This window comes from Magnetospirillum sp. LM-5 (genome assembly GCF_902729445.1).
GTDB lineage: Bacteria > Pseudomonadota > Alphaproteobacteria > Rhodospirillales > Magnetospirillaceae > Magnetospirillum.
In genome coordinates this window covers 1-17,773 of the sequence record NZ_CACVCE010000014.1, presented here as the reverse complement: position 1 = coordinate 17,773, position 17,773 = coordinate 1, and the positions used below count along the sequence as shown (strand labels likewise).

Genomic DNA, 17,773 nt, shown 5'->3' with positions numbered 1-17,773 from the left:
GGGACCCGTGCGCCCTTAGGTCCATTCGCCATGCAGATTTACCTTCCCATTGCCGAAATGAGCGTCAACGTCTTCCTGATCCTGGGGTTGGGCGGTGGCGTCGGCTTCATGTCCGGCCTGTTCGGGGTCGGTGGCGGCTTTTTGATGACGCCGCTGTTGATCTTCTTGGGCATCCCCCCCGCCGTGTCGGTCGGTACCGAGGCCGCGCAGATCGTCGCGTCGTCGGTGTCGGGTGTGCTGGCCCATTGGCGCCGGGGCAATGTCGACATCAAGATGGGCCTGATCCTGACGGTCGGCGGCTTCATCGGTTCATTCGGCGGCGTCGAATTGTTCAAGTGGCTGCGCCAGGCCGGCCAGATCGATCTGGTCATCGCGCTGTGCTATGTGGTGTTCCTGGGCATCGTCGGCGGGTTGATGTTCATCGAAAGCGTCCAGTCGCTGTTCAAGAAGCCCAAGAGCGAGGCCGAGATGAAGGCGGCCAAGGTGGCCGGCTGGAAGGAGAAGCTGCCCTTCCAGGTCCATTTCGCCCGCTCCGACCTGCATTGCAGCCTGATCCTGCCGCTGGCGCTGGGGCTGCTGGTCGGCGTGCTGGCGGCGATCATGGGCGTCGGCGGCGGCTTCATCATGGTGCCGGCGATGATCTATATCCTGGGCATGCCGACCACCGTGGTCGTCGGCACCTCGTTGTTCCAGATCATCTTCGTCACCGCCAATTCGACCTTCCTGCACGCCACCCGCAACCACACCGTCGATGTGGTGCTGGCGCTGCTGCTGCTGCTGGGCGGCGTCATCGGCGCCCAGATCGGCGCCAAGATGTCGGTCCGGCTGAAGGGCGAGCAATTGCGCGTGCTGCTGGCGGTGATCGTCCTGGGCGTGTGCATCAAGCTGGGCATCGACCTGGTCTCGGTCCCCGGCGATCTGTTCACTTTGGGCGCGGGGGGCAAGCACTGATGAAACGCCTGGTTCTCACCCTGGCCCTGATGTTCGGCCTGATTTCTCCGGTTTTGGCCGCCGAGCCCCTGGTCGCCGACCTGTCCAAGCATCTGGTGGCCATCACCACCGGTTTTGCCGGCACCGACGTTTTGCTGTTCGGCGCCGTCGAGGGCGACGGCGAGGTGGTGGTGGTGGTGCGCGGCCCCAACCGCGAGGAGATGGTGCGGCGCAAGGACAAGCAGGCCGGCATCTGGATCAACAGCGGCTCGGCCCATATCCGCAACGCGCCCAGCTTCTATGCGGTGGCCTCGACCAAGCCGATCGAGAAGCTGGCGCCGACCCCGGTGCTGGAACGCCATCAGATCGGCCTGGACCATCTGGACCTGGAGATCGACAGCGCCGATGCCGCCGCCGAGCCCGGCCAGTACCGCGACGCGGTGATCCGCCTGAAGCAGAAGAAGGGCCTTTACGGCACCGAAACCCTGCCGGTCAGCCTGCTGAGCCATCGCCTGTTCCGCACCGATCTGCATTTTCCGGCCAATGTGCCGGTCGGCACCTATCTGGTCGAAGTCTATCTGATCCATGATGGCGAGGTGGTCAGCGCCCAGACCACGCCGTTGATCATCTCGAAGATCGGCATCGGCGCCGACGTCTACGATTTCGCCAACCAGCAAGCGGTGGCTTACGGTATCCTGGCCATCGTGTTGGCGGCCTCGGCCGGCTGGCTGGCCGCCGTCGCCTTCAAGAAGTAGGAGAGAACCGGCCATGCCCGAATCGAACCGCGTCTTCCTGGTGGTCGTCGATGACAGCGACGAAATGCGGGCCGCCCTGATGTTCGCCTGTCGGCGCGCCCGCCAGACCGGCGGCCGCGTCGCCCTGCTGCGGGTCATCGAGCCGACCGAGTATCAGCACTTCGCCTCGATCGGCAACCTGATGCGGGCCGAAGCGCGCCAGAATGCCGAGACCCTGCTGGAACGCCTGGCCACCGAGGTCAATGAAATGTCGGGCCAACTTCCGGTCCTTTATGTCCGCGAGGGCAATCCGCGCGAACAACTGATCGCCCTGATCGACGAGGATCCGCAGATCTCGATCCTGGTCCTGGCCGCCGATACCGGCTCGAACGGGCCGGGACCGCTGATCAGCGCCCTGACCGGAAAGTTCATCGGCAAGCTGCGCGTGCCCCTGACCATCGTGCCGGGCAACCTGACCGAAGCCCAGATTACCGCGATCACCTGAGCGGAACGGTCGGGTTTCGGCCTTGACTCGGTGGCTGGCACGAGCCATTTACGTTGAACCGCCCATGCCCTGTAATCCGCTTTAAGGAAATTCGATGTTCATCCAGACCGAAGCCACGCCCAACCCGTCGACCTTGAAGTTCCTGCCCGGTTGCGAAGTGATGACCAAGGGCACCGTCGATTTCGTCGATCCCGCCGCCGCCAAGCGTTCGCCGCTGGCCACCCGTCTGTTCGCCGTTCCCGGCGTGTCCAGCGTGTTCCTGGGCTTCGATTTCGTCACCGTCGGCAAGGACGGCGCCACCGATTGGTCGGTGCTGAAGCCGCAGATCCTGGCCGCCATCATGGAACATTTCTCGTCCGGCCAGCCGGTGATCGAGGCCGGCGATGCCGCCCAGTCCGACGAAGAGGAATCCGACGTCGTCCGCCAGATCCGCGAATTGATCGAGACCCGCGTCCGCCCGGCCGTGGCCCAGGATGGCGGCGACATCATCTTCCGCTCGTTCGAGGACGGCATCGTCTATCTGCACCTGCAGGGCGCCTGCTCGGGCTGCCCCAGCTCGTCGGCGACGCTGAAGCACGGCATCGAGAACATGCTGAAGTATTATGTGCCGGAAGTCGTTGCGGTTCAGGCCGCGGACTAAGCTCTTCCAGATCAAGGCCCCGCTCCGGCGGGGCCTTTTTTTACGTCCCCATGACATCCGTTCGGCGCGAAAGATTGTTGCTGACAGCCGGACTCCACGTCTGTTAGCGTCCTTTCGTGGATGGCGTCACTTCATATGGGGGTTGTGACCACTTGGCAGCGTGTCGAGCATCCCTGATCCTTTTTCTGCCACCCGCGACCGCTGCGGTTGCCGGTGGTTCCGTCCAGCGCTTCCCCGCGTTCCAGGCCTTCCCTTCGGGAAGGCTTTTTTGTTGCCCGATCAGCGTCAGCAAAGGAGTCGAGCATGGCCAAGCGAGCCACGCGTGAGCGTGCCCAAAGCAAGCAGGAATCCGTGGTCCGTCTATATCCGTCCGAGCCCGACTGGCATCCGCTGGGCGAGGACGACAGCCGCGACCAGAGCTATCTGCGCAAGGTGAAGCCGCAAAGCGCCGGCCAGAAACGGCTGATGGACGCGGTGCGCGAGCACAATCTGACCGTCGCCCTGGGTCCGGCCGGCACCGGCAAGACCTATCTGGCCATCTCGACCGCGGTCGAGGCCTTCGAGGAAGGCCGCGTCTCGCGCATCATCCTGTCGCGCCCGGCGGTGGAAGCCGGCGAGTCCCTGGGCTTCCTGCCCGGCGACATGCAAGACAAGCTGGCCCCTTACCTGCGCCCGCTGACCGACGCCCTGTCGGACCGACTGGGCGGCAAGCGTCTGCGCGCCTGCCTGGCCGACGGCACCATCGAGGTGGCGCCCATCGCCTATATGCGCGGGCGCACGCTCAACAACGCTTTCGTGGTGATCGACGAGGCGCAGAACTGCACCTATGGCCAGATCAAGATGCTGCTGACCCGACTGGGCTGGCACTCGACCATGGTGCTGACCGGCGATCCCGACCAGTCAGACCTGTTGCCGGGGGTATCGGGCCTGGCCGACATCGCCGCCCGCCTGCGCAATGTCGCCGACATCTCGGTGGTTGATCTGGATGAAACCGACATCGTCCGCCACCCGCTGGTGGCGAGCATGCTGACGGTGCTGTAGGGAAGGGGGCGGCCAACGCCGCCCCCGACACCTCGTCAATCCCGCTTGATCAGGGTGCCGACGCCGTGCGGGGTGAACAGTTCCAGCAGCAACGCGTGCGGCACCCGGCCGTCCAGGATGACCGCGGCCTCGACGCCGTCCTCGACCGCCTGCAGGCAGGTTTCCACCTTGGGGATCATGCCGCCCGAGATGGTGCCGTCGGCGATGTATTCCTTGGCCTGGCTGGCGGTCATTTCCGGGATCAGGTTGCCGGCCTTGTCCAGCACGCCGACCACGTCGGTCAGCATCAACAGGCGCCGCGCCTCGGTGGCGGCGGCGATGGCGCCGGCGGCGGTGTCGGCGTTGATGTTGTAGGTCTCGCCGGCATTGCCCATGCCGACCGGGGCGATCACCGGAATGACATCGGATTCGCGGAAGAAGTCCAGGATGTGCGGGGTGATTTCCGACGGCTCGCCGACGAAGCCCAGATCCAGCACCTTCTCGATCTGGCTGTCGGGGTCCTTCTTGGTCCGGCGCAGCTTGCGCGCACGGATCAGGTGGCCGTCCTTGCCCGACAGGCCGACGGCGAAGCCGCCGGCTTCGTTGATGGCCGACACGATCTGCTTGTTGATCTTGCCCGACAGGATCATCTCGACCACCTCGACGGTGGCCTCGTCGGTATAGCGCAGGCCGTCAACGCGCGGCGTCTGGATGTCCAGGCGCTTCAGCATGGCGTCGATCTGCGGGCCGCCGCCATGGACCACCACCGGGTTGATGCCGACCTGCTTCAACAGCACCACGTCGCGGGCGAACAGGCTGGCCAGGTCGGCCGATTCCATGGCGTGGCCGCCATACTTGACGACGATGGTCTCGTCGGAATACTGGCGCATGAAGGGCAGCGATTCCGACAAAGTCTTGGCGCGGTCCAGCCACGCCTGACGGTCATGCAGGATGTCGGGGGTCTCGTCGCTCATGACGCTTTCTCCGCTTCGGCCAGTTGCACGATTTCGCACCTCAGCTCGGCCAGGCCCAGCCCCTTTTCCGAACTGGTCAGGATCAGCACCGGATGCGCGGCGACGTGACGGGAAATCTCGTCCACCGTGCGGGCGCGGACCGCTTCGACCTCGGAGGCCTTCAACTTGTCGATCTTGGTCAGCACGACTTGATAAACCACCGCCGCCTGATCAAGAAGCTTCATCATGTCGCGGTCACTGTCCTTCAATCCGTGGCGGGAATCCACCAGCAGGAAACAGCGCCGAAGCGTCGGGCGGCCCTTCAGATAGCCCTTCACCAGCCGGGTCCAGGCATCGACCTTGTCCTTGGGCGCGCTGGCGAAGCCGTAGCCGGGCATATCGACCATCGTCAAGCGGCCATTGACGTCGAAGAAGTTCAGTTCCTGGGTGCGGCCCGGCGTGTTCGAGGTCCGGGCCACCGTCGAGCGCCCGCACAGCGCGTTGATCAACGAGCTTTTGCCGACATTCGAGCGCCCGGCGAAGGCGATTTCCGGCTTGGCGATGTCGGGCAGCCCGTCCAGCGCCACCGCGCCCCTGAGGAAGGTGATGTCGCGGGCGAACAACAGCCGCCCGGCTTCCACCAGGGCGGCTGCTTCCTGTTCGGGCGAAAGAATGTCGGTCAGTGCTTGGCCCCCGCCTTACGCATGATCACCCATTGCTGCAGGATCGACAGCGAGTTCGACCAGGCCCAATAGATCACCAGGCCGGCCGCGAACTGGCCCAGCATGAAGGTGAACAGGAACGGCAGGAACATGAACATCTTGGCCTGGACCGGATCGGCCGGCTGCGGGTTCAGCTTCTGCTGCAGCCACATGGTGATGCCCATGATGATCGGCCACACGCCGATATGCATGAAGGCCGGCAAATAGGCGTTGGCGTCGAACGGGATCAGGCCGAACAGGTTGAACAACGTGGTCGGATCGGCGGCCGACAGATCGTGGATCCAGCCATAGAACGGCGCGTGCCGCATCTCGATGGTGACGAACAGCACCTTGTAGAGCGCGAAAAACACCGGGATCTGGATCAGCATCGGCAGGCAGCCCGAGACCGGGTTGACCTTCTCGCGCTTGTAAAGGGCCATCATCTCTTGCTGGACGCGGACCTTGTCGTCGCCGAACTTGGCCTGCAGCGCCTGGATCTCGGGCTGCAGCACCTTCATCTTCGACATCGACACATAGGACTTGTTGGCCAGCGGGAACATGATCAGCTTGATGATCACCGTCAGCGCCATGATGGCCAGGCCCATATTGCCCAGCGCGTCGTGGAACATCTTGATCAGATAGAACAGCGGCTTGGTCAGGAAGTAGAACCAGCCGAAATCGATGGCCAGGTCGAAGCGCTCGACGCCCAGCTTCTCGCCATAGGCATCCAGCAGGCCGACCTGCTTGGCCCCGGCGAACAGGTTGACCGCCGCCTCGATGGAACCGCCGGCCGGCACCACCGTCGCGGCGCCGGTGAAATCGACCTGATAGCGATCGCCGGCATCCAGGCGCTGATGGACGAAGCGGCCGGTGGCCTCGGCCTTCTGATCGGGGATCAGGGCGGTCAGCCAATATTTGTCGGTGATGCCGATCCAGCCGCCGGTGCTCTTTTCGCGCACCGTGCCTTCCTTTTTCAGGTCGTCGTACTTCAGTTCCTTCAAGGTGCCGTTGAACACGCCCAACGGGCCTTCGTGCAGGATGTACATGCCCTCGGTCTTGGGCGTGCCGGTACGGGCCACCAGGGCATAGGCATGAAGCGTCAGCGGCTTGGTGCCGTAATTCTCGACCCGCTGCTGGACGCGGAACATGTAATTGTCATCGACGCTGACGGTGCGCACGAAACGCAGGCCGTCGCCATTGTCCCAGCTCAGGACCGCCTGGCCGCCGACGCCCAGCTCGGTGGCGGCGGAAGACCATTGGGTGTCGGCACCCGGCACCTTGACGGTGGGGTCGGCCGGCACCCAGCCGAATTCGGCGTAATAGGGGTGCGGCGCGCCGGCCGGCGACAGCACGACGATTTCCGGGCTGTTGGGGTCGGTGGTCTCGCGGTAGCCGGCCAGCGTCAGATCGTCGAGACGGGCGCCGGTCAGGTTGATCGAGCCGTGCAGGCGATCGGTGCGGATGGCGATGCGGCGGCCGGCGCTCACGGTGTCGGCGCGGCTGGCGGCCTTGGCCACCTGCTGCGCGGCCGGGGCCACCGCCTCGGTGGCGGCTTGCGGCACCGGCGGCGTGCCGGCGGCTTGGGTGGCCGGGGTCGGCGTGGCCTGCGGCGCCGGCTTCGACGGGAACAGCCACTGGAACCCGAACAGGATCAGGACCGAGAGGGCGATGGCAAGAAACAGGTTGCGCTGTTCGTTCATGACGTCCTATCCGGATGGCCGCTGGAAGGGGCCTTCGACTTCGGTTCGGGGACGGGGTCGAAACCGCCGTCGTTCCATGGATGGCAGCGGCACACGCGATGTGCCGCCAGCCAGGTTCCCTTGATGGCCCCGTGCTTGGCCAGCGCCTCAAGGGCATAAGCCGAACACGAGGGGAAAAAACGGCAACTGGCCGGCAGGATCGGCGACAGCAGCAGCTGATAGGCGCGAACGCCCCCCCGCAGCAGCCAAGCGACCGGTCCCATGGCCATCACGCCCCCCCGTTGCGCGGCGCGACCACACGTTTTAACGCGGTCCGCAAATCCTGCAAGAGAAGAGAATATGGCCGCGTCACCGTTTCGGTCCGGCCGATCACCACGTAATCCAGTCCAGCGGCGGCCAGATCCGGAAAAAGCTCGGCAACCGCGGCCTTCAGGCGCCGCCTGGCCCGGTTGCGGGCCACCGCATTGCCGACCTTCTTGGAACAGGTAAAGCCGACGCGGATGGCGTCGGCTTCCATGTGCGGCGCGGGCGCCGCGCAAAGGTCGAATCGCGGCGCTGGCGCCGCCTGCAGGATCAGTCCGGGCGTGGCCCACTTGCGGCGCTGTGCGGCGATGCGAAGAAAATCCGCTCGCTTTTTCAGGCGCGCCAGCGCGAGGGCCATGGCGCCGGATTAAGCCGACAGGCGCTTGCGGCCCTTGGAGCGGCGATTGGCGATGACCTTGCGGCCGCCGACGGTGGCCATGCGCGAGCGGAAGCCATGACGGCGGGCGCGGACGATCTTGGAGGGCTGAAAAGTACGCTTCACGACGGATACTCCGGCAACAGGTCCGCTTTGGGGCGGTAATAGAAAACGGAAGCCGCGCTTATAAGCCGAGCAACACCCCAGAGTCAACCCAGCCAAACTCGGCCGGGTCAAATCTCTTCATGCCGCTTTCATGGATCGGCAAGGGAAAATCGGCTAGTGTCGTACCATATGGAGTGGAAGGGAGCGCGAGCGCATCGACACCTATCCCGCCCTGGTCCTGAATGCCGATTTCCGGCCGCTCAGTTATTTTCCGCTGTCCCTGTGGTCATGGCAGGAGACGGTCAAGGCGGTCATGTCCTGTCGGGTCAGGGTGGTGTCGGAATATGACCGGGTCATCCATTCCCCCAGCCGGTCCCTGCGCCTGCCCAGCGTGGTCTCGCTGAAGGATTACGCCCCCACGACGCGGCGGCCGGCCTTCACCCGCTTCAACCTGTTCCTGCGCGACCGCTTCACCTGCCAATATTGCGGCCGGGCATTTCCCACCGCCGAACTGACCTTCGACCACGTCGTCCCGCGCTCACGCGGGGGGGCCACCTGCTGGGGCAATGTCGTGGCGGCCTGCGGCGCCTGCAACCTGGCCAAGGCCGACAAATTGCCGCGCGAGGCCGGCATGCGCCTGCTGGTGCCGCCGGCCGAGCCGTCGGGTCACCTGCTGCAAGATATCGGCCGGGCCTTCCCGCCCGATCGCCTGCACCAATCCTGGCGCGACTTCCTGTACTGGGACAGCGAACTGGAAACCGGCTGAGGCCGGGTCTAACCGCAACCGCCCTTGCCGCCCGAGCCGCAACCGCAGCCCGATTGCTTGGGCGCCGCCGCCTGGGTGCTGGTGGCGTTGGGATGGCGCGACAGGCCGGCGGCGGCCAGGGCGGCTTCGTACTCGCGCCAGATCTGGTCCTGGCTGGCGCCCAGCCAATACAGGTAATCCCAGGTATAGATGCCGGAATCGTGCAGATCGTCGAACACGATCTTGACGGCATAATTGCCGACCGGCTCGACGGCGATGATGCCGACATGCGAGCGGCCCGCCACCAGGGTCTTCTCGCCCGGGCCATGGCCCTGGACCTCGGCCGAGGGGCTTTCGACCCTAAGCAGCTCGGCCGGGATCTGGAATTCGGCCCCGTCCTCGAAGCGAATATCCAGACGGCGCTCGGCCTTCTTGACCTTGATCTCTTCCGGGCAGTGCTGGCTGCCGAAATTCTGGCTCATGCTTGCTCTCCCTGCCCGTCCAGCGGCCGCGCCTCATCGGGCAGCATGATCGGGATGCCGTCGCGAATGGGATAGGCCAGGCCAGCCTTCTCGCTGACCAGTTCCTGGCGCTCGGAATCATAGCGCAACGGCCCCTTGGACATCGGGCAGACCAGGATTTCCATCAGCTTGGGGTCGATCCCCGGAACACGTTCGCTCATGGTGGTTCAGTCCTTAATATAGGTGCGCACCCTGATGGCCGCGCGAAAATTAGTGCCTGACATCCTGACCGGTATCGGCCAGCAGGGCCATCTCGAACAAGGTCATCATCAGCCGAGCCCGCTCGGATGTCGACATGGCCTCGAGGATCGCCTGCTTTTCCTCGGGCGAGAGCGGCGCGCTCATCGCCAGGGCGGTGACCAACTCGCCGTCCGACGCCTCGTCCAGCTTGGACTGGTCGGGGGCGGCGCCTTGGCGGGCCAGATAGGTGCTGACGCCCGACATCAGCCGGCGCCGGTCGATCGCCTGCGGCGCCTCGCCCTCGAGGTCGAACCGATAAGGCGCGTAATCGGCCGCCACCCGGCGATAGCCCGAGCGGCCCAACTCCTCGCCGACCAAACGAAACCGCCACAGGCCCAGCGCGGTGATCAGATAGCGGCCGTCGCCGGTTTCGCCGAAGGCGACGATGCGGGCGACGATCCCGGTGCCATACAGCCCGGCGACGGCGCCTTCGGCATGGGGATTGGGGGCCGGCTGAACCAGCGCGAACAGGCGGCCGGCGCCCAGACAATCATCGACCATGGCCAGATAGCGCGGCTCGAACACCGTCAAGGGCAGCCGGGCGCCTGGCAGCAGCAACGCGCCGGGCACCGCGAAAACCGGCACCACGGCGGGAAGATCGGCGATGGTCAGGCGCGGCACGGCCATTTCGATCAACTGAACAGCAGTGCCGACAGACGCTTGCGGCCCGAAAGCGTCAGCGGGTGGGTGGGGCCGAACGCCTCGAACAGCTTGATCAGCTGCTTGCGGGCCCCGTCCTCGTTCCAGGCGCGGTTGCGGCGGAACAATTCCAGCAATTCATCGACCGCCGCCTCGGGCTCGCCGCCGCCGTAATAGGCCAAGGCCAGGTCATAGCGGGCCTGGTGGTCGTCGGCGTCGGTGGCCAGGCGGCGGCGCAGCTCGGCGGTGGCGCCGGCCGCCTTGGCCGCCTGCTCGGCCAGCTCGATGGCGCTGACCACGGCGGCGATATCGGCATGCTTGGCCAGTTCGGGCGGCAGCTCGCCCAGCATCTGCTTGGCGGCGTCGATCTGGCCGACCGCCAGCAGGCAGCGCAGAAAGCCGGCATTGGCCGGGCCGTTGACCGGGTCCTCGCCCAGCACCTGCTGATAAAGCTGGGCGGCCATCTGAGCATCGCCCTCGGCCAGAATCTGGGCCGCCTCGGCCAACAGATCGGCGGTCGAGGTTTCCGGGCCGCCGCCGGTCAGGCGCTGGATGAAGGCGCGCAGCTGGCTTTCGGTCTGGGCGCCGACGAAGGCGTCGGCCGGGCGGCCGTCCTTGAAGGCATAGACGGTCGGCACCGACTGGACCCTGAGCTGCATGGCCAGGTCCTGGTTCTTGTCGACGTCGATCTTGACCATGCGGACGGCGCCCTTGAACTCCTTGACGACCTTTTCCAGCGCCGGGCCCAATTGCTTGCACGGCCCGCACCAGGTCGCCCAGAAATCGACGATCACCGGAACCTTGCGCGAGGCCTCGATGACGTCGGTGACGAAACTGGCGGTCGAGCCGTCCTTGATCAGGTCGCCTGCCTGTCCGCCATTGCCCGCCGGCTTGTTGCCGGCACCGAAAATCAGTTCCATCAGCGTCCGTCCGAATTTACATCCCTGAACACGCACATAGATGGACCGTAGCCGCACCTGTGGCAAGGGCAAAGGGGGTGATCGCGCGCGGGTGAAAAAAACTCGAAAAAAGGACTTGATCAGGACGATGCTTTGCGTATTATCCGGGCCTCCGAACGCGGCAACGCCGACGGAAACGCCAAGGAAGCGGGCGTAGCTCAGGGGTAGAGCACAACCTTGCCAAGGTTGGGGTCGAGGGTTCGAATCCCTTCGCCCGCTCCAATCGGACCAATGAAATCAATGAGTTAGTGAAGCCGCCCTCGGGCGGCTTTTCGCTTTTTGGCGTATACGGATTATAAACGGTTCTGCCCCGACATAGACGGAATTATGATGCTCTCAATGGGTTGCGAGAGAGCAGGGTATGGCGCAGGACACTGGGGATACAGGATCAAAGTCCTCGGAAACTGGACGAGACCCAAAGGGCACCCTCGTTGCCATCAACGTGCTAAGTGATCGCAAGCATTATCACCCATCCAATTCCCCCTGACCGGGAATCCACCACCCCATCAGCCAGCTCAGTCATCTCTGTTCAATGGTGCGAGCGGGTGGCTAATATCTGCCGTAACCAGAGGTGCTGCATGAGTCTTCAATTTAGATATGGGTTTCGGGCAGTTTCCGCCATCACCGTTCTGGTGGTGTTTGGGCTGTCGCTGATTCGCTACAACGAATTTTTAACAATGCGTGAGGATGCACAATCTAAACGATCAAATTTTGAGGTGCAGATTCAAAGACGAAATAATCTATTTGGAAATTTAATTAATTTGACGCTAAATCATGCTGCACTTGAAAGTTCTGTTTTTAATCATGGCGCAGATAAGCGCACTGAAGGCGTGGCAAATAGCGCTATAAAAGATGAAATTTTTGGTATTGAACAAATTTTAGCTAAAAATGGATTTAGCGCTGCTCACAGTAAAATCATGGCGTATTCCGAAAGATATCCAGATATTAAATCGGTAAAATCATATAAATCAACTATGTCCTCCTTGGTTGAAATGGAAGAGAGAATCGCAAATAATAGAGTGTTGTATAATGAATCTGCTTCAAAATTTAATTCTGAAATTAAAAAATTACCATGGAAGTACCTTGCAATAATTACCGGATTCACAGAGAGAGAATATTTCCACCAAGGACAGGAAAATACTGCGATTATCAACGCCACAATTGTTGCTCCCGATATGTATAAACAATTGATCCCTTTAGATAACTCTCATTTGCCTCATAAATCTCAATAATTATTCATATATTTTATTTTAAAATGTTCTCCGGGTTATAGACGTAAGTATAATGTTCTCGCTGATTTACGGGAGAGCAGTGTATGGCACAGGACAACGAGAACCCCGGCAAGAAACCCACGACAATGGGAAGAGAGCCGAAGGGCACCCTCGACAGCCGGACGTTCCGAGACGGTCAAATCTACCTGTTCCGCCGCCAGGACTACGTGAAGCCAATCTGGTTCTGTTGGATCAGGGTTCCGTCTATTTCCGGTTATGTCTCCCGCAGCACCCGGACGACCAACGAACACGAGGCATTCCGGTTCGCTGAAGACCTTTATAATCGGATGCTGGTCAAATCGATCCAGGGTCACGACATCAACGGTAAGAGAGTGTCGGCTGCGATCACGGAATACGTTGAGGCTCAGACCGCCACCGCCTCCCAGAAGCTCTCTACCAAACTGCGGTGCCAGTATCTCGAACGGATTAAGCCGTTCTTCGGGACGCTCCAACTCAATGAGATGACGACCGCCACCGTGGTTGATCTGCTGGCTTGGATGGAGAAGCACTCCAGGGGAGAGTTGCTGTCTCAGAGCACGATTAAGCGGTATGCGACCGACCTCAAGGTGTTCCTGGGGTGGTGCGTCGATAAGGCTTTCATCGTCAAGATTCCGGCATTTCCAAAAATGAAGCTGAGCGACAATCGCCCCCCTCACTTCGACCAGCGGGACTACGCCAAACTGACCCGCTATCTCCGGGAGTTCGTAAAACACGAAAACTCGAAGACCGTCCGGGATCGAACGATGCTGGCGAATTACGTCCTTATCCTCGCTAACACAGGGATTCGGGTTGGGGAGGCTCGGACGCTAAAGTGGCGAGACATTCGGGATATTCCAGCGTCAAAAGCTGGAGAATCGGCAAACATCGCCCTCTATGTAACTGGCAAGACGGGTCCGAGAGAGGTTGTCGCCAGGACGCCTGACGTGAAGACGTATCTCAAGCGGCTGCTCAAGCTTCGGATCGATGAACTGGAGGGGGTCAAGCCCACGCCTGACGGCTTCGTCTTCTGCAATCGGGATGGCGAGCCGATTGGGTCATTCAAGAAGTCGTTTGCCACCCTGATCAAGGATGCCGGTGTGGAATTTGACAGCCACGGTGCCCGCCGGTCGATCTATTCCCTCCGTCACACGTATGCGACGTTCCGCCTCCAAGAGGGCGTCCACCAGTTCATTCTCGCCAAGAACATGGGGACCAGCACGGCGATGTTGGAGCGCCACTATGGGCATACGTACAACATCGCCTCTGCCGATGAGCTGACCAAGGGGGGCAGCTTCAAGGGTGGAAAGAAGTCTCAGGCAGTCGATTGGCTGCTGGAGTAGTTCCACGACTGAGATCTATGCCCAATGGGCAGGAATTGAGATTTGGAATCTTGATAAACCAAACGGGTCGCCGTATACTACTAACGTATCGATGCACTATGCCTAAGCATATGGTCTTCGGTGGCGGTCCATGCATGGAAAATATAAAATACTATTGGCAGAAGACAGCCCCGCCGATGCGGCGTTGTTCAAGGCTGTTGCACGAAATAAAGGTTGTTGCTGTGAGTTTCAACATGCAGTTGATGGCAGGGCAGCGCTAGAATACTTAGATGATTTCGCCGATACAATTGACTTTATCGTCACAGATTTGAATATGCCGAGAATGACCGGCAAGGAACTCATTGCAAATATAAAGAAAAATGACAGATTGAGAAAAATCCCTATTGCGGTATTGACAACTAGCCTTAGCGATTTCGATAAAAATGAGTGCATATCGCTTGGCGCCGCACAATTCATCACCAAATCATTTGATATCGACGGATATGAACGACTAATTGAGGATCTATTACCTTGCCAGAAGGTTGCCATCTCGAGTTAATGTGCAAAAGGGTTTTCTGGTATCATAATCTGTAAATATTTTGACATTTACAATCAATACAGCCCATGCTTACCTTGTTTAAGCAGGATGAGGTGGGGATGGGAAATGTTTGAATGGTCTCAAGAATTATCCGTTGGGATACACGCCATAGATGCAGATCATATGGCTTTTTTCGAGCTCGCCAAGCTGATTGACCAGATAAAAAATGATCCGGAAAATGTGGGCACAATCAGCAGCTCGTTAGCCATTCTAAACGAGTATGTCGACGGTCATTTTCTTCGTGAAGAAAAGGCTATGCGAAAAGTAAATTATCCGCATATTGCCGGGCATAAGCTGAAGCATAACCAATTCCGGGCTCGTGTAAAAGCAATTGAAGAGCTGTATCTGCAGGGCACAAAGTCAGCTATTGATGATCTTCCAGAACTAGTAGCCAAATGGCTAAAATCACATATTGCTTCAGAAGATCAAAAATATAAAAATTGGCTGAATAATTCAGTCGTTGATGATCGTGCCTTAGTCTTTCTCGCAATTGAATCTGAAACCGGATAAGCTGCCAGATCGCCACTATTGTCACACCACAAACATCAACTCGGCAAGACGAGTTGACTAAAGGTGGAACCTTCAATGGGTGGGAAGAAGTCTCAGTCAGTTGACTTGCTGCTGGACTAGGACTTCCGCTTCCGACCAAAACCTTTTGCCAAAGCAGCTTGAGAATCCTTGGCGGCACGCTCATTGATCAGTTGAACAAGCCTCTGATCACCGCTTTTCACGTCGTGAACCAGCGATTCGTAGATACCCTTCAGGGCGTCCAGAGACTCCGCTTCATAGAAGCCTTTGTCGTTAGGTTCAGCCGTGAAAATCAGCGGCGACCTGAGAACCTTGAACGACACAACGTTATTGCCGGATTCGTGCGGGATAAGCTCGAACCAATCAGACCGACCATTAATCGGATCACCAGCGATAACCTCATCGATACGTTTAATCTGCCGATTAATCTTTTCGATAAAGCGGCTCTCTGGAGTGCTTTTGCTGACGCCAGCCTTTGCTGGTTTGGTTTGTGTGGCAACCTTCAGCTTATCGAAAAAACATTTTTAAACCCTCACGTCCATTATGTTGTGCTATTTAATAGCAACAAATTTTACTATTTACAACATATTAATAGAATGTGTTATTAAATTTTGTTCTAATCTTCTTCCACCCACTTGGTCCCCGGTGCCTCAGCCACACATCGGAATCAACGTTTAGTAGATGCTTTGCCGTAGCATACAATTAAAATTAAGTTGCGCCGCTAGCGTGTGTATTAGCGAATTGCTATCATCTGGTGAATGTTGTATAAGTTATTAACATGTTAATTACTATTTGGCGGCAACATGAATATTGATAACAACACGGTAAACATACTGCCTAACAACTCAACTAGTAATAAATTAATCGCCCGCATTACCCGCTATGTGGGCTGGTTAATAGTTTCGGCTAAAATTATAGAGCCGATCTATTTTAGCTATATCTACCTAGACGTATTACATCTAGAATACATATTGTCAACTTTAGCTCTAAAATCATTACCATGGATGTTTTTGGTATTTCTTTAGTACAAGTAGGGCGCTGGATTGACCGTGGAGATACTACCCAATTTGCATTTGGAAAACTTATGCAAGTCTTGGGATTTGGCGCCATAATTTTTATGTTGATATTTTTTATACCTGGATACATTAAAACAGAATCTGACAAGTCAATCGCTATATATGCTGGTTTTTATTTGTTAATCGGCTGGACAATGTTAATAGCAGGTCTATGTTTAATATATTTTGGCTCATTGCTTAAGCGTCGGGCAAATAAGTGGGCATTAATATCGCTATGGATTGTATGCGCTACATTAGTTATTTTATCACTACAAATGTTATATTAGAATTAATATTTTATAGTTGTCTTTAGATCATTGAACTCGGACGCTCTTCATACTGGTTATGAAGGGTTTCCGTGATGTACGACCTCACCACTGATCAGAAACAGGCTTTGCTGGAAATCGTCAGCGATTCCCTCCCTGCCCCGATCATGTATGGCGACTTCACCGATCTCCTCCATGACCTCCTCGACGATATCGCCGGATTCGAGACTGTCTCGGATGCCGAGCGAATCGAATTGATCAACGAGTTGTGGAGACAGCACGACATGTCCAAGAAATCCGATAAGCCGGTTGAGCCGGATCAGACCGAAGCCACCCAGGATGATGCCGCCGTTGCCGAAGCTATTGCCCTGGCGGTCACGGTAGGGAAGGACCTGATTGCTGGAGGGGCGACCAAGGCTTTCACCGCATGGTCGATGTACGAGTCGATCAACCACCTCCCCAGAGAACTTGTCGTCCAGGCATTCATCGAAGGTGCCGGTCTGACCGAGAAGGGTGCGATGACGTACTGGTATAATTGCCGCCGGAAGGCTGGTCGTACCCCAAAGTGAACTTGCGATAAACTTGCATCTAAAGCCCTATGATTCCCCCTGATCATAATGCTTTCCTTATGTTAAAAAGGAACAGAATTATGAGAAATGGGGGGATTCCCATATGGACTGGGTCAACAAATGCAATGAACCGGATAAACTACGTCTTGGAATGATGAACGCATGGCGTTTAAATAAAATGGCTGAACATAAATTAATGTTCATTAGACTAAACAAATTGATTAACAAGGATCCAGACAATCAAATTGAACAAGAATTTTACTACATGCTTGAGGTATATGAACAGTTGTTAACAAACAAATACAAAAGAAAAACTATAGCAATTAGAACACGCAAGATGTTAAAAACTAAAAGCGTGATGCAGTGCATGGAATACTGGGCTAAATTAAACGCAAAAACAAACGGATTTAAATTACTTAACGAATGCGGATTTGCTGACCTTACTATTGAATCAATTATACAAAGGCACTCCAATGCATTTTCGATACATTTAGTTGACAAAACATATTTCAGACTTTTAACTTCAATAAATCATACCAGTTGTACCCTCAAATAAATATTATAAATACGCCTGACAGACCGCCTACATTTGAGCGCCAAACCTGTTACGACTGCCGTGAGAGCGTTGCCGTCAGGGTGCAGTTAGGGCGCAGCCTTCTACATCATTAGGTCGAGTCACAAATGGACTGGGAGAAATCTCAGGAAGTACGATGGGGGCACTGCTGACACACTTGCAACCCTCGAGCACATGGAAGCCGTCTGGATGGCTCCGTGAAAGCTGGCGTTGAAGAACTGGACGTAAAAGGGAAATCGCTCAACCGCTCCTTGCTCCGAGTAACCGGAGTTGTCTAATCCAGAGTGTGCGACGGGGTGCTATACGCAAATCCTGAACATGCTTCGGCTGCGGATAGCCGAAGTGTGTTCAAAAGCCACTTCCGCAATGATTCCAGACAAAGAAATAAGCCAAACGAACGAGCGAAGCGAGTGAGCTTGCCGAAGGCAAGCCAGTTGCAATTAGAGCCATTAAGAACAACTGAAGCAATAAATGTTCTAGAGGAACAAAAGGAAAAAAGCAAATGGGATTAAGGGCACCTCGAAAAATCCCGTCCTCCGGCGA

General features: G+C 58.0%; 25 protein-coding genes and 1 tRNA gene. 15 read left to right on the top strand and 11 right to left on the bottom strand.

The genetic code is table 11. The features are described from left to right. Window positions 1–30 precede the first annotated feature (30 nt). From MTBLM5_RS07695 to MTBLM5_RS07675, 5 genes are all read left to right on the top strand, one after another. A complete protein-coding gene (locus tag MTBLM5_RS07695) occupies window positions 31–951 on the top strand; it encodes a sulfite exporter TauE/SafE family protein (protein ID WP_173975308.1) in 921 nt (306 codons plus the stop codon). Next, on the top strand, window positions 951–1,685 hold the full coding sequence (locus MTBLM5_RS07690; protein ID WP_173975306.1) for a TIGR02186 family protein: 735 nt from the start codon (window positions 951–953) through the stop codon (window positions 1,683–1,685). Before MTBLM5_RS07695 ends, MTBLM5_RS07690 begins: the two co-directional genes overlap by 1 nt. A 13-nt stretch (window positions 1,686–1,698) precedes the next feature. Then, window positions 1,699–2,169: a universal stress protein gene (locus tag MTBLM5_RS07685; protein ID WP_173975304.1), complete on the top strand. Its 471-nt coding sequence runs from the start codon at window positions 1,699–1,701 to the stop codon at window positions 2,167–2,169. Between the two features lie 94 nt (window positions 2,170–2,263). Continuing rightward, window positions 2,264–2,809 carry a NifU family protein gene (locus tag MTBLM5_RS07680; RefSeq protein ID WP_173975302.1) on the top strand — a complete coding sequence of 182 codons (546 nt, stop codon included), beginning with the start codon at window positions 2,264–2,266 and terminating at the stop codon, window positions 2,807–2,809. Window positions 2,810–3,112: 303 nt separating this feature from the next. Beyond that, entirely contained in the window at window positions 3,113–3,850 is a 738-nt protein-coding gene (locus MTBLM5_RS07675) for a PhoH family protein (protein WP_173975300.1), read from the top strand. A gap of 35 nt (window positions 3,851–3,885) precedes the next feature. Here MTBLM5_RS07675 and argB read toward each other — a convergent pair whose 3' ends face one another. From argB to rpmH, 6 genes are read right to left on the bottom strand one after another with little or no spacing between them, the layout of a single operon-like run. Beyond that, window positions 3,886–4,803: an acetylglutamate kinase gene (gene argB, locus MTBLM5_RS07670; protein ID WP_173975298.1), complete on the bottom strand. Its 918-nt coding sequence runs from the start codon at window positions 4,801–4,803 to the stop codon at window positions 3,886–3,888. After that, entirely contained in the window at window positions 4,800–5,465 is a 666-nt protein-coding gene (gene yihA / locus MTBLM5_RS07665; RefSeq protein WP_173975366.1) for a ribosome biogenesis GTP-binding protein YihA/YsxC, read from the bottom strand. Before yihA ends, argB begins: the two co-directional genes overlap by 4 nt. Beyond that, window positions 5,462–7,183, bottom strand: a complete 1,722-nt coding sequence (yidC, locus tag MTBLM5_RS07660) for a membrane protein insertase YidC (protein WP_173975296.1) — start codon at window positions 7,181–7,183, stop codon at window positions 5,462–5,464. The genes yihA and yidC overlap by 4 nt, the downstream gene beginning before the upstream one ends. Next, the gene (gene yidD, locus MTBLM5_RS07655; protein WP_068503391.1) at window positions 7,180–7,446 is read right to left on the bottom strand and encodes a membrane protein insertion efficiency factor YidD; all 267 of its coding nucleotides are present in this window, start codon (window positions 7,444–7,446) and stop codon (window positions 7,180–7,182) included. The genes yidC and yidD overlap by 4 nt, the downstream gene beginning before the upstream one ends. A gap of 5 nt (window positions 7,447–7,451) precedes the next feature. After that, window positions 7,452–7,844: a ribonuclease P protein component gene (gene rnpA / locus MTBLM5_RS07650; protein ID WP_173975294.1), complete on the bottom strand. Its 393-nt coding sequence runs from the start codon at window positions 7,842–7,844 to the stop codon at window positions 7,452–7,454. A gap of 9 nt (window positions 7,845–7,853) precedes the next feature. Then, window positions 7,854–7,988 carry a 50S ribosomal protein L34 gene (gene rpmH / locus MTBLM5_RS07645; RefSeq protein WP_068503395.1) on the bottom strand — a complete coding sequence of 45 codons (135 nt, stop codon included), beginning with the start codon at window positions 7,986–7,988 and terminating at the stop codon, window positions 7,854–7,856. Window positions 7,989–8,280: 292 nt separating this feature from the next. Between rpmH and MTBLM5_RS07640 the strand changes: the two genes are divergently transcribed. Beyond that, window positions 8,281–8,733, top strand: a complete 453-nt coding sequence (locus MTBLM5_RS07640) for an HNH endonuclease (RefSeq protein ID WP_173975292.1) — start codon at window positions 8,281–8,283, stop codon at window positions 8,731–8,733. Between the two features lie 8 nt (window positions 8,734–8,741). Here MTBLM5_RS07640 and MTBLM5_RS07635 read toward each other — a convergent pair whose 3' ends face one another. Genes MTBLM5_RS07635 through trxA form a run of 4 tightly spaced genes read right to left on the bottom strand, consistent with a single transcriptional unit; the run spans window position 8,742 to window position 11,032 of the window. After that, on the bottom strand, window positions 8,742–9,194 hold the full coding sequence (locus MTBLM5_RS07635) for a gamma-butyrobetaine hydroxylase-like domain-containing protein (protein WP_173975290.1): 453 nt from the start codon (window positions 9,192–9,194) through the stop codon (window positions 8,742–8,744). After that, a complete protein-coding gene (locus tag MTBLM5_RS07630; protein ID WP_173975288.1) occupies window positions 9,191–9,394 on the bottom strand; it encodes a Trm112 family protein in 204 nt (67 codons plus the stop codon). Before MTBLM5_RS07630 ends, MTBLM5_RS07635 begins: the two co-directional genes overlap by 4 nt. Window positions 9,395–9,443: 49 nt before the next feature. Beyond that, window positions 9,444–10,100, bottom strand: coding sequence for an LON peptidase substrate-binding domain-containing protein (locus MTBLM5_RS07625; RefSeq protein ID WP_173975364.1), 657 nt, complete (start codon window positions 10,098–10,100; stop codon window positions 9,444–9,446). A 5-nt stretch (window positions 10,101–10,105) separates the two neighbouring features. Beyond that, on the bottom strand, window positions 10,106–11,032 hold the full coding sequence (trxA, locus tag MTBLM5_RS07620) for a thioredoxin (RefSeq protein WP_173975285.1): 927 nt from the start codon (window positions 11,030–11,032) through the stop codon (window positions 10,106–10,108). Window positions 11,033–11,218: 186 nt separating this feature from the next. Between trxA and MTBLM5_RS07615 the strand changes: the two genes are divergently transcribed. The 9 genes from MTBLM5_RS07615 to MTBLM5_RS07575 all read left to right on the top strand — a co-directional run bounded on the left by MTBLM5_RS07615 (window position 11,219) and on the right by MTBLM5_RS07575 (window position 17,212). Then, window positions 11,219–11,293: transfer RNA gene (locus tag MTBLM5_RS07615), tRNA-Gly, on the top strand. A 227-nt stretch (window positions 11,294–11,520) separates the two neighbouring features. Beyond that, on the top strand, window positions 11,521–12,303 hold the full coding sequence (gene mamQ, locus MTBLM5_RS07610; protein WP_173975283.1) for a magnetosome protein MamQ: 783 nt from the start codon (window positions 11,521–11,523) through the stop codon (window positions 12,301–12,303). An 83-nt stretch (window positions 12,304–12,386) separates the two neighbouring features. Continuing rightward, window positions 12,387–13,661 carry a tyrosine-type recombinase/integrase gene (locus tag MTBLM5_RS07605; RefSeq protein WP_173975281.1) on the top strand — a complete coding sequence of 425 codons (1,275 nt, stop codon included), beginning with the start codon at window positions 12,387–12,389 and terminating at the stop codon, window positions 13,659–13,661. Window positions 13,662–13,791: 130 nt separating this feature from the next. After that, window positions 13,792–14,199, top strand: coding sequence for a response regulator (locus MTBLM5_RS07600; RefSeq protein WP_173975279.1), 408 nt, complete (start codon window positions 13,792–13,794; stop codon window positions 14,197–14,199). A 105-nt stretch (window positions 14,200–14,304) separates the two neighbouring features. After that, complete coding sequence (locus tag MTBLM5_RS07595; protein ID WP_254430953.1) at window positions 14,305–14,748, top strand: bacteriohemerythrin; 444 nt, start codon at window positions 14,305–14,307, stop codon at window positions 14,746–14,748. A gap of 191 nt (window positions 14,749–14,939) precedes the next feature. After that, window positions 14,940–15,374, top strand: coding sequence for a hypothetical protein (locus MTBLM5_RS07590; protein WP_173975275.1), 435 nt, complete (start codon window positions 14,940–14,942; stop codon window positions 15,372–15,374). A gap of 392 nt (window positions 15,375–15,766) precedes the next feature. Beyond that, complete coding sequence (locus MTBLM5_RS07585) at window positions 15,767–16,108, top strand: hypothetical protein (RefSeq protein WP_173975273.1); 342 nt, start codon at window positions 15,767–15,769, stop codon at window positions 16,106–16,108. Between the two features lie 74 nt (window positions 16,109–16,182). Next, on the top strand, window positions 16,183–16,656 hold the full coding sequence (locus tag MTBLM5_RS18730) for a hypothetical protein (RefSeq protein WP_217424993.1): 474 nt from the start codon (window positions 16,183–16,185) through the stop codon (window positions 16,654–16,656). A 103-nt stretch (window positions 16,657–16,759) separates the two neighbouring features. Beyond that, window positions 16,760–17,212: a hypothetical protein gene (locus MTBLM5_RS07575; protein ID WP_173975271.1), complete on the top strand. Its 453-nt coding sequence runs from the start codon at window positions 16,760–16,762 to the stop codon at window positions 17,210–17,212. A gap of 366 nt (window positions 17,213–17,578) precedes the next feature. On the opposite strand, the gene MTBLM5_RS18725 is transcribed toward MTBLM5_RS07575, so the two are convergent. Then, window positions 17,579–17,773 (bottom strand): hypothetical protein (locus tag MTBLM5_RS18725; protein ID WP_217424992.1); only part of this gene is annotated, 195 nt, incomplete at its 5' end.

What these genes read in the sequence shown, in the direction of transcription:
- MTBLM5_RS07685 (WP_173975304.1), top strand. Translation starts at nt 1,699, where the DNA reads ATGCCCGAATCGAACCGCGTCTTCCTGGTGGTCGTCGATGACAGCGAC.
- trxA (WP_173975285.1), bottom strand. Translation starts at nt 11,032, where the DNA reads ATGGAACTGATTTTCGGTGCCGGCAACAAGCCGGCGGGCAATGGCGGA.
- MTBLM5_RS18730 (WP_217424993.1), top strand. Translation starts at nt 16,183, where the DNA reads ATGTACGACCTCACCACTGATCAGAAACAGGCTTTGCTGGAAATCGTC.
- MTBLM5_RS07600 (WP_173975279.1), top strand. Translation starts at nt 13,792, where the DNA reads ATGCATGGAAAATATAAAATACTATTGGCAGAAGACAGCCCCGCCGAT.
- yidC (WP_173975296.1), bottom strand. Translation starts at nt 7,183, where the DNA reads ATGAACGAACAGCGCAACCTGTTTCTTGCCATCGCCCTCTCGGTCCTG.
- MTBLM5_RS07675 (WP_173975300.1), top strand. Translation starts at nt 3,113, where the DNA reads ATGGCCAAGCGAGCCACGCGTGAGCGTGCCCAAAGCAAGCAGGAATCC.
- argB (WP_173975298.1), bottom strand. Translation starts at nt 4,803, where the DNA reads ATGAGCGACGAGACCCCCGACATCCTGCATGACCGTCAGGCGTGGCTG.
- MTBLM5_RS07630 (WP_173975288.1), bottom strand. Translation starts at nt 9,394, where the DNA reads ATGAGCGAACGTGTTCCGGGGATCGACCCCAAGCTGATGGAAATCCTG.
- MTBLM5_RS07635 (WP_173975290.1), bottom strand. Translation starts at nt 9,194, where the DNA reads ATGAGCCAGAATTTCGGCAGCCAGCACTGCCCGGAAGAGATCAAGGTC.
- MTBLM5_RS07595 (WP_254430953.1), top strand. Translation starts at nt 14,305, where the DNA reads ATGTTTGAATGGTCTCAAGAATTATCCGTTGGGATACACGCCATAGAT.
- MTBLM5_RS07605 (WP_173975281.1), top strand. Translation starts at nt 12,387, where the DNA reads ATGGCACAGGACAACGAGAACCCCGGCAAGAAACCCACGACAATGGGA.
- MTBLM5_RS07695 (WP_173975308.1), top strand. Translation starts at nt 31, where the DNA reads ATGCAGATTTACCTTCCCATTGCCGAAATGAGCGTCAACGTCTTCCTG.
- yidD (WP_068503391.1), bottom strand. Translation starts at nt 7,446, where the DNA reads ATGGGACCGGTCGCTTGGCTGCTGCGGGGGGGCGTTCGCGCCTATCAG.
- MTBLM5_RS07585 (WP_173975273.1), top strand. Translation starts at nt 15,767, where the DNA reads ATGGATGTTTTTGGTATTTCTTTAGTACAAGTAGGGCGCTGGATTGAC.
- rnpA (WP_173975294.1), bottom strand. Translation starts at nt 7,844, where the DNA reads ATGGCCCTCGCGCTGGCGCGCCTGAAAAAGCGAGCGGATTTTCTTCGC.
- MTBLM5_RS07690 (WP_173975306.1), top strand. Translation starts at nt 951, where the DNA reads ATGAAACGCCTGGTTCTCACCCTGGCCCTGATGTTCGGCCTGATTTCT.
- MTBLM5_RS07640 (WP_173975292.1), top strand. Translation starts at nt 8,281, where the DNA reads ATGTCCTGTCGGGTCAGGGTGGTGTCGGAATATGACCGGGTCATCCAT.
- MTBLM5_RS07575 (WP_173975271.1), top strand. Translation starts at nt 16,760, where the DNA reads ATGGACTGGGTCAACAAATGCAATGAACCGGATAAACTACGTCTTGGA.
- MTBLM5_RS07680 (WP_173975302.1), top strand. Translation starts at nt 2,264, where the DNA reads ATGTTCATCCAGACCGAAGCCACGCCCAACCCGTCGACCTTGAAGTTC.
- MTBLM5_RS07625 (WP_173975364.1), bottom strand. Translation starts at nt 10,100, where the DNA reads ATGGCCGTGCCGCGCCTGACCATCGCCGATCTTCCCGCCGTGGTGCCG.